Source organism: Streptomyces thermovulgaris (assembly GCF_002155915.1).
Classification (GTDB): domain Bacteria; phylum Actinomycetota; class Actinomycetes; order Streptomycetales; family Streptomycetaceae; genus Streptomyces; species Streptomyces thermovulgaris.
Window position 1 is genome coordinate 1 of record NZ_MUME01000050.1, and the last position, 8,724, is coordinate 8,724.

Consider the following 8,724-nt stretch of genomic DNA (forward strand, 5'->3'; position numbering starts at 1 on the left):
CTCTGCTTCTTCTCTGCTTCTGGCGGGCTCGGTCCTCGGTCCCGTCCCACGACCGCCCGGGACACGGTCACCGGCGTGCGGCTTCCGCTGCTGGGCGGTGCGGAGCTCGCGGGACGGGCCGTCGCCGAGCCGGCACTTCGGCCACAGCAGGTGAGAAGGAAGCAACTGACCGTGTAAAAGCGGCAGTTGAAACGTGTCGAGCCCAAAAATCTCTGATTGATTCGTGAGTCGGCTGAACACCTCCGGGACCACGTCCGTATGAAGGGGAGCCGCTTCACTCCTGTCGGGCGCCTCGATGCTGCCCCACAAGGAAGTTCAGAGGAGTTCCATGGGACGCAACACACGAAAACGCCGTATGCCGCTGGCCACCAAGGCCATTGCCGGGGTGGCGGCCCTAGCGCTCGGTGGGGGCGGGCTGGTCTGGGCGAACTACTACGCGTCCGCGGGCGAGTCGAAGAACAACGCACTGGGCAGTCAGACGAAGGCCGCCAACGCGCAGATCGCGACGATCTCGTGCCCGGACGTCGGTCAGAAGCTCACCAACGTGCCGGAGCAGGCACGCGGTGAGGTCGACGGCGAACTCGCCACGCTCGACCGTCAGATCACCGATGCCTACCAGACTCTGGCGACCACCCGGGACGCCCAGGCCAAGGACCCCAACTACGTCCAGAACGTCATCCTGGGCCCGCTGAAGGACCGGCGGAAGGTGATCCTCGACCGGATCAAGCTGGAGATCAACCGGGCCGGCGGCACGGCCCCCGGTGACCTGGACAACCTCGCCCCCTGCACCGGCCGTGCCGCCGAGCAGCCGCTGCCGACCGACGGCCAGAACGGCGGTGGTCAGAACGGCGGCGACCAGAACGGCGGTCAGAACGGCGGCGACCAGGGCCAGGGAGACGGCCAGGACCAGGGCCAGCTCCCGAACGACAACGGCAACGGCGCCGCGGGTCCGTTCGCCGACGACTTCATCGACATCAAGGACGTCCCGCCGAACTCGCGCGACCTGCCGAACGGCCTGCCCGCCAACGGCAACACCGGGTCCACCGGCTCCTTCACCACGAAGTGTGGTGTCAACGAGAACAAGCTGCGCAACAGCGACAACATCATCGTGGCCCCCGGTGTCGCGAACGGCGCGCACCACATGCACGACTACGTCGGCAACCAGAGCAACAACGCGTTCTCCAGCGACGACGACCTGCTCGCCGCCGAGACCAGCTGCCAGAACAAGGGCGACAAGTCCTCGTACTTCTGGCCGGTGCTGCGCGTGCAGGACGGCACCAGGGAGGTCGACGCCGACGCCGACGGCGGTGGCGCCGAGGGCAACGTCGGCCGGATCATCCAGGCCGAGGAGGCCCAGATCCGGTTCGTCGGCAACAAGAAGAGCAAGGTCGTCGCGATGCCGAAGCTGCTGCGCATCATCACCGGCGACGCCAAGTCCTTCACCAACGGCCTGAAGAACGCCAACACCTCGTACAGCTGCACCGGCTTCGAGGACCGGCAGTCCACGGACAAGTACGTGCTGTGCCCCGAGGGCAGCAAGCTCGTGCGCACGGCCAACTTCCAGAGCTGCTGGGACGGCAAGAACATCGACAGCGCCAACCACCGTGACCACGTGGCGTTCGTCAACCCGGACGGCAGCTGCCCCGAGGGCTTCAAGGCCATCCCGCAGCTCCAGGTCCGCCTGGTGTACGACGTTCCCATGCCGACCATCGAGAACGGTCAGATCAAGAACCCGTACGCCGTGGACAGCTTCCCGGAGCAGCTGCACAAGCCGATCACCGACCACAACGACTTCATCAACGTCATGGACGAGAGGCTGATGAACAAGGTGGTCAAGTGCATCAACCGGGGCAAGAACTGCAGCTGATCCCCCGGCCGTCCCCCGAGGACTGAACACCGACGGAGGGCCGGTGGCGGAAATCCCGCCACCGGCCCTCCGTGCTTGTGCTTCCCTTGCCGGTGCTTCGCCGTGCCGTGCTCGTGCCCGGCCCTCCGGGCGTCCGGCTCTCCGGGCGTCCGGTTGCGCTCGTTCAGCCCCCGTGCCCGGCGTGCCCGGAGCCGTGCGCACCGCCGTCGTGCGCACCACCGTCGTGCGCACCGCCGCCGTGGCCCATGCCGCTGTGGTCGACGCCCTGCTCCAGATCGCCGCCGAGCCGGCCGCGCAGGTCCTGGAGCACCTTCTCCTCGCCGACGGCCACCCACTTGCGGCCGACCAGGTAGAAACCGCCGTAGTCCTTGGCCGCCTCGATCCACTCGCGCTGGCCCCGGTCGGTGGCGAAGGTGGCGAGGATGTACTTCTCCTCGCCCTTCTTGCAGATGGCCTGGCGGATCGTGTCGGCGTCGGTCTGCATGTCCGGCTTGCACTTCGCCTCGGCGGCCAGGCTCTCCAGGCTGCCGGTCGCCGTCGGCGGCACCTTCGCCTCCCCGCCGCTGTCGGACCCGCATCCCGCAAGCGCCAGCACCGCCGCGGCCCCGGCCACCGCGAGCATCGGTCGGGTCACCCTCATCTGTTCCTCCGGTCGCTTCCGGCTCTCGGTTCCCACTAGCACACCCGGCACGCATGCCGTGAAGGCCCTGTGCGAGGCCCACTCACCGATACGGCCGAAAAGACCGCATCATTCAAACCACATCATTCAAACCGCATCATTCAACCCGGCGGTCCGCAGGGACGGATGCGCGCGGAAGCGGGCGGGGTCCGGGTCCGCGAAGCCGCGGTGACCAACGGACGGGTCGCTCGTTTGGCTGGGTGTGCAGTCACAGGATGTCGCCCCGCGTCACTCGTCCTCCGGGCCGGTCGTCGACGTCGAGCGGGCCGAGGCCGCGCTCGTCGAGCACTATCCGCGGCTGGTCCGGCTCGCGTACCTGGTGCTGCCACCCGGGCTCGGGCGCAAGCGGCGGGTGCTGAGCGCGCACGCGCTCGTGCAGCGGGCGCTGCCGCGCGGACGGTCGGCGACCGGGGCCCCGGTCCTGGCGGGCGGGCGCGAGGCCGACCCGGCGTACGCCTTCGTCCGGCTCCAGGTGCTGCGCACGGCGCTGGAGGCGGGCCGGCCGCTGCGGCGCACGGTGTGGCCCAAGCGTGCCCAACTGCCGCCGATACTGCCCATGGTGTGGGGTCTGCGGCTGTTCCCGCGCTCGGGCGGCGCCGACGAACTCGCCCTGGACCAGCGGCTGGCCTCCCTGTCCGGCCCGGCCCGCGCCGCCTATGTGCTGCGCGGTCTGGAACGGCTCCCGGACCCCGCCGTGCACGACCTGCTGACGGCCGCGGGGGTGGCCGACCCCGGTGCCGCACTGCGCCAGGCCGACCGGGTGCCCGGCCACTACGCGCTGCTGGAGTCCCCCGAGTTCGACCCCTGCTCGCTGCAGGCCCGCCCCACCGATCTGATGCGGCGCAGACAGCACAGCAGGGCCGCGCTCGCCGGCGTCGCGGCCCTCGCCGTGTGCGGCGCCCTGGTCGCCCTGCCCCGCGGCGGCTGGGGCCCCGACGGCGCCGCCGCCCCGGTGTACGCCCAGAACCCCTCCGCCGAGGCCGCGCTCGACCCGGCCGAGCTGACGAAGGTCTCCCCCACCGCCTGGCGGGCCTCCTCGCGTCCGGGTTTCTCCGTGTGGCCCGCGCGCGGCAACCTCACCGGCGACATGTCCCTGCTGCGCCGTGCCCTCGCCGTCTGGGCCCGTCCCGGCGCGTCCGTCCGGGTCTCCGCGACGCCCGGCACCCCCACCGGCGGCCCCGCCGGACCACCGCAGCTGCTCTACGCCGGGGAGGTCGACCAGGCGCGCGTGGTGATCTTCCACGACGGTCTGCGCATCGCCCGCTACGCCGAATCGAAGGACTCCGCCGAGGTCGCCCTGGACTTCGCCCGTGTCGACGGCGCCACCGGGGCGGAGGCCGCCGCGGTGGTGCTCAGCCGCTCCGACGGCAACGTCCGCTATCTGACGGCGCCCTGGGTGACCGCGGCGGCCCGGCGGAACCTGCTCGACCCCGGCTCCGAGGCCGTCGGTCTCGGCCCGAAGGACGGCGTCACCCGGCCCCTGGCCAGCCCGGTCCAGAGGACCGGGCCCTGCACCTCGTGGAACGCGCTGCAACTGACCGACGGGTCCGGCACGCATCTGCTGGGCGACCTGGGCGAACTGGTCCCCGCCCGTCTCACCAGCGGCGACCCCGCCGCCCCGCGGGAGACGTCGGACGCCTCGGCGCGCAGCACCTGGGCGCCGTTCGTCTGCTCCCTGAGCGCCGTGCGCACCCAGGGCGTGCGGTCGGTCAACCTCTGGCCGTACGCGCGGCAGCCGCTGCCCGACGGCAGCGGCACGGCCGAGTGGGTGTGCACCCGTGCCGAGACCTGGCGCGGCACCGGTCCCCGGGTCATGGCCCAGTTCCGCGTCCCCCAGGGACGGCACGGCACGGCCGTGGCCAGGGCGGAGGACGTGTCCGCCTGCGGCGCCCACGATCCGCATGTGCTGGCCGGGGTGCTGTGGAAGTCGGAGGCCGGTCTTTGGTACCTGCTCGCGGCCGGCACCGAGGACACCGCATCGATCAGCGCGACCGGCGACGTCCGTGCGACCGCCGAGGGTCATCTGCTCGCCGTGCGGACCCGGCGGGGCGCCGAGGTGGACCTCGCCGGGAAGCTGGACGACGGCACGTCCATCGGCGTGCTGCGTCAGAGATGAACGCCCTGATCGATCGGGTTCTTTTGAGGCCGGATTCGATCGGTAAGGTGTTCGTATGACTACCGGGGTTCGTCGCAGGATGGGAGTCGAGGAGCGGCGGCAGCAACTGATCGGCGTCGCTCTCGAACTGTTCAGCCGCCGTTCGCCTGACGAGGTCTCCATCGACGAGATAGCGTCCGCGGCAGGCATCTCCCGCCCGCTGGTCTACCACTACTTCCCCGGCAAACTCAGCTTGTACGAAGCGGCGCTGAAGCGTGCCTCGGACGATCTGGCGAGCCGTTTCGTGGAACCGCACGAAGGTCCGCTGGGGGCCCGGCTGCTGCGGGTGATGCGCCGCTTCTTCGACTTCGTGGACGAACACGGGCCCGGTTTCTCGGCCCTGATGCGCGGTGGCCCGGCGGTGGGCTCCACCACCACCAATGCGCTCATCGACTCCGTGCGGCAGGCCGCGTACGACCAGATCCTCGCGCATCTGCGGATCGAGGACCCGCCCGCGCGCCTGGAACTGGTCATCCGGTCGTGGATCTCGCTGGTCGAGTCGACGGCGCTGCTCTGGCTGGACGGCCGGCGTGTTCCGCGGGCCGAGCTGGAGGTGCAGCTCGTGCACGACTTCGGCGCCCTCGTGGCCGTCAGCGCCGCCCACGACGAGGAACTGGGCGCCCTGATGCGCCGTGTCTTCAAGGACGAGCCGGGCGACGGCGGTCCCTTCGGGACCCTGGTCACCCGGCTCGCCGGTCTTGCCTCCTGAAACGTTTCCGGACCTCGGGCGTCCGGCGGTGCGCGGCCGGGGAGCGCCCCGGCCGCGCCGGTGCGGCCGGCCTACCGCGTGAAGACCGCGACCGTACGGGCCGGAACGGTGAACGTGCCCGTCGCCGCCCGGTAGGAGGAGGTCTTCACCACCGGGTCCGCGCCCGCCGCCTGCACCGGGTGCAGCCGGTAGTGCGTCCCGGCGAGCGCGGCGACCCGCTGCTGCTGCCGCTCGGGCGTCGCGTTGAACACCACGACCAGATCACCGAGCCTCATGGTGATCACGCCGGGGGTCTCGTTCCTCCCGGACAGCGGGAAGGAGAGCTGCTTCTGCACCTGCGCCGCCGTGGCGAGGGAGAACACCTTCTCCGTCGCACGGATCCTCAGCAGGTCCCGGTAGGCCGCCGAGGCTGCCCGGATCTGCGGGCAGTCCACCCTCACGGAGGTCAGCAGCGGCTTGGCGTACGGCCACTTGGACTCGTTGTCGGCCGCCATGGGCAGCCCCCGTCCGAAGCCGTTGCCGTCGGCGCAGTTCCAGTGGATGGCGTTGAACCAGTCGCCGCTGTCGTAGGAGTTGCGGTCCAGGGACTTCGAGCGCAGCAGGTCGGTGCCGGCCTGGGAGAGCGCCGGGCCCTGGGAGAGCGTGGCCGTCGCCATGGCCAGGACCTGCATCCGGGCCCGGCCGGCCGCCGAGGTGTCCTTCGGCAGCTTGAAGGCCAGCGCGTCGAACAGGGACTCGTTGTCGTGCGCGTCGGCGTAGGCGAGGGCGTCGCCGGGAGCCTTCGCGTATCCGGCGGGCGCACCGTTGTAGTCGACCTCCGCGCCCGTGACCTGCCTGCCGCTGCTGTCCGTGAACCGGTACGCGGCCAGGTTGCCGCTCAGACCGACCTTGATCAGGTCCTGGTAGTGCAGCAGGCGGGCCTTCTGCTCGGCCCTGGTGCCGTTGGCGGCCGAGGAGTTGGGCTCGTGGTAGAGGCCCGAGGCGAAGCCCTGGACACCGGGGTCCTCGTCGAAGGGGCCGCCGCCGCGCACCGCGTCACGCGCCCGGTCGGAGAAGGTCGCGATCCCGGTGCCGGCCATGTTCTTCTGGGTGGCCTGCACGAACCGGGCGTCGTCGGCGACCTCGCCGAAGTTCCAGCCCTCCCCGTACAGAATGATGTTCTTGCCGTCCACGCCGTCCTTCTTCGGCGTGAGCGCGTCGAGGGCCTTCCTGACCTCGAGGATGTTGGCCTTGGGGTGGTGGCCCATGAGGTCGAAGCGGAAGCCGTCGACCTTGTACTCCTTGGCCCAGGTGACGATCGAGTCGACGACCAGCTTGCCCATCATGATGTTCTCGGGCGCGGTGTTGGCGCAGCAGGTGCTGGTGGCCACCGAGCCGTCGGCGAGAAGACGCTGGTAGTAGCCCGGCACGATCCGGTCCAGCACGGAGGTCTTCTCCTGGCCGGCGGCCGCCGTGTGGTTGTAGACCACGTCCATGACGACCCGCAGGCCGTCCCGGTTCAGCGCCTGCACCATCCGGCGGAACTGCACCGTGCGGGCCGTGCCGTCCGGGTCGGTGGCGTACGAGCCCTCGGGGACGGTGTAGTGGTACGGGTCGTAGCCCCAGTTGTAGGCGTCCTTCGCGGCTGTCTCGGCCACGCACGCCTGCTGCCGGTCGGAGTCGGCCGGGTAGGAGGCCAGGTCGCAGCCGGGGGCGGCCTGGTCGGCCTTCCGCTCGGGGATGGTGGCGATGTCGAAGGCCGGCAGCAGGTGGACATGGGTCGTGCCCGCCCGGGCCAGCTCCCGCAGGTGCCGGGACCCGTCGCTGTCCTTGTCGGTGAAGGCCAGGTAGGTGCCCCGGTGCTTCGCCGGGACCGTGCGGTCCTCGACGGAGAAGTCGCGGATGTGCAGCTCCTGGATCTGGGCGTCCCTGAGCGGTACGGCCTTGGGCTTGGCCAGGGACGACCAGCCGCTCGGGGCCAGGGCCCCGTCGCTCAGGTCGACGACGAGGCTGTGCCGGGAGTCCGCGGTGAGGGCGACCGAGTACGGGTCGGTGACCTTGTTGGTGACGATCTCGCCGGCGGTGGGCGCCCACACCTTCACGACGTACCGGTAGGGCTTGTTCCTCCACGACGCCGGGCCGGTGACCGACCAGACGCCGGTGGTGTCGTCGCGGCGCATGGCGACCGTCCTGCCGTCCAGCTCCAGGGCCACGCTCTGCGCGGTCGGCGCCCAGACGCTCAGGGTGGGCCGTCCGCCGTGGAAGACCGGGCCGAGCCGGGCGTTCTTCGCCGCCCTGCCGTACACGTCGTCGAGCACGCCGGCGAGCTGGACGCCCGTCGCCAGGAGCACCGCCCCGTTCGCGGCCCGCTGGGAGGCGACGACCTGGCCGCGCAGCGCCTCGCGGACGCGGGAGCGGTCGCGCGGGTCGACGGAGTAGGCCGTGTAGTCCTTCAGATGCGGGAACCTGGCCTTCTGCGCGTCGGTCAGGGTCGTCCTGGCCAGCCGCAGCCAGCGTTCGTCGTCACTGGTCAGCGTCCCGTTCCGGACGGCGATGGAGCCGTTGCGGGAGTAGAGCAGCTGGGTGGAGGCGGCGTTGTCCGCGCCGTTGAGGACCACCGTGTCCCGGTCGATCCAGATCGCCTTGGAGGCGGACAGGTCCAGGGCGCTTCCCCCGCCCGCGGGCTGCGGCAGCAGGTACTTCTCCTGGCCGCTCAGCAGCCACACCTCGTATCCGTAGGTCTTCAGGTCCAGGGACTGATCGGCGGGGAGGTCCTTCTCGTCGCCCTTGTGGACGATGTAGCTGAGGCTGGTGGCACCGTCGGCGAGCGGCACCTCGAAGACCGCGCCGTAGGAGTCGGTCCTGACCGGCCGAAGGGGCCTGGACCAGTCGGTGGGCTGTGCGGCGCCCGTCCAGACGTGCAGGCCCCAGCCGTCGTAGTCCCCGTCCGCGCGGTGGTAGTGGAGGACCGCCTTGGTCCTGTCCGGTTCCGGGTACTCCTCCGCGGGCCGTGCGGTCCGCACGGTCTCGTCGCCCTGCTCGATCCAGACCTCGCCGGTCTTCGTGAGGTCGACGGACCGCTCGGCGCCGTCCTCGGTGCCGTTCGTGTCGGTCACCCGGAAGGTGAGGACCGAGGCGCCCGGCTTCAGCCTGACGTGGGCGAAGGCGCCGTAGGCGTCCCGGCCGATGAAGGGGTGGCCGTCGTCCCCGGCCTCGCCGTCGGCCACGTCGCCCCGGACGTGCAGGCGCCAGTTCGCGTAGTCGCCGTCGGTGCGCTTGTAGTGCACGACCGCGTGGTCGCGCAGGGAGGCGGTGGGGGTCTCGGGCGGCGGCGG

General features: G+C 71.1%; 5 protein-coding genes. 3 read left to right on the top strand and 2 right to left on the bottom strand.

Translation table 11 applies throughout. The features are described from left to right. The first annotated feature begins 328 nt into the window (after nt 1-328). The gene (locus CCN35_RS05705; protein ID WP_067391950.1) at nt 329-1,867 is read left to right on the top strand and encodes a DUF1996 domain-containing protein; all 1,539 of its coding nucleotides are present in this window, start codon (nt 329-331) and stop codon (nt 1,865-1,867) included. Between the two features lie 163 nt (nt 1,868-2,030). Here the strand turns inward: CCN35_RS05705 and CCN35_RS05710 are convergent, their stop codons facing one another. Then, nucleotides 2,031-2,507 carry a hypothetical protein gene (locus CCN35_RS05710; RefSeq protein ID WP_067391953.1) on the bottom strand — a complete coding sequence of 159 codons (477 nt, stop codon included), beginning with the start codon at nt 2,505-2,507 and terminating at the stop codon, nt 2,031-2,033. Between the two features lie 241 nt (nt 2,508-2,748). On the opposite strand from CCN35_RS05710, the gene CCN35_RS05715 reads away from it, so the two are divergent. Together CCN35_RS05715 and CCN35_RS05720 are read left to right on the top strand one after the other, a co-directional pair. Then, on the top strand, nt 2,749-4,662 hold the full coding sequence (locus CCN35_RS05715) for a hypothetical protein (RefSeq protein WP_086791722.1): 1,914 nt from the start codon (nt 2,749-2,751) through the stop codon (nt 4,660-4,662). Nucleotides 4,663-4,717: 55 nt separating this feature from the next. Then, the gene (locus tag CCN35_RS05720) at nt 4,718-5,410 is read left to right on the top strand and encodes a TetR/AcrR family transcriptional regulator (protein WP_086791724.1); all 693 of its coding nucleotides are present in this window, start codon (nt 4,718-4,720) and stop codon (nt 5,408-5,410) included. A 71-nt stretch (nt 5,411-5,481) separates the two neighbouring features. Here CCN35_RS05720 and pulA read toward each other — a convergent pair. Next, a partial coding sequence (gene pulA, locus CCN35_RS05725; protein WP_143631396.1) for a pullulanase-type alpha-1,6-glucosidase occupies nt 5,482-8,724 on the bottom strand: 3,243 nt, incomplete at its 5' end.

Coding starts and splice junctions, on each gene's coding strand:
- CCN35_RS05705 (WP_067391950.1), top strand. CDS start 329: ATGGGACGCAACACACGAAAACGCCGTATGCCGCTGGCCACCAAGGCC.
- CCN35_RS05710 (WP_067391953.1), bottom strand. CDS start 2,507: ATGAGGGTGACCCGACCGATGCTCGCGGTGGCCGGGGCCGCGGCGGTG.
- CCN35_RS05720 (WP_086791724.1), top strand. CDS start 4,718: ATGACTACCGGGGTTCGTCGCAGGATGGGAGTCGAGGAGCGGCGGCAG.